Origin of the sequence: Pseudonocardia sp. SID8383 (genome assembly GCF_009864975.1) — a bacterium.
Lineage (GTDB): Bacteria > Actinomycetota > Actinomycetes > Mycobacteriales > Pseudonocardiaceae > Pseudonocardia > Pseudonocardia alni.
This window is the reverse complement of sequence record NZ_WWFY01000133.1, coordinates 1-373: the sequence shown is the minus strand read 5'-3', so window position 1 is coordinate 373 and position 373 is coordinate 1. Positions and strand designations below refer to the sequence as shown.

Below are 373 nucleotides of genomic sequence, written 5' to 3'. Positions count from 1 at the left end.
GCAGGTCGACGGTGCCGCCGATCCGGCCGGGGAGCTCCAGGGCGGCGGTCCGCAGCAGACCCCAGACGGCGGCCTGGTCCAGCTCGGTGACCTCCTCGGAGCGTCCGACGGCCACCGCACCCCGGGTGACGGTCCACAGCGGGGCGTCGACACCGGCGTCGCCGAGTGCCTGGACGGCGGTCGTGGTGAGGCTCAGCGCGGCGGGCACGCCGGGGTGTCCGGCGTCGCCGTCGGCGAACGGCAGCAGGGACAGGACGCCCGCGAACTCCGGGCCCTCCCCCGCGGCCGCGGTGACCGCCGCGGCCAGCGTGGCGCGGTCGGTGCCGGTCACGGTGACGCGCTCGAGCCCGCCCCCGCCGAGGGCGGCCTCGAC

1 protein-coding gene is annotated in these 373 nt (G+C 79.1%); it reads right to left on the bottom strand.

The genetic code is table 11. The features are described 5' to 3' along the window. Window positions 1-373: SpnB-like Rossmann fold domain-containing protein (locus GTW08_RS03060; RefSeq protein WP_161151385.1), on the bottom strand; the 373-nt coding region annotated here is incomplete at both ends.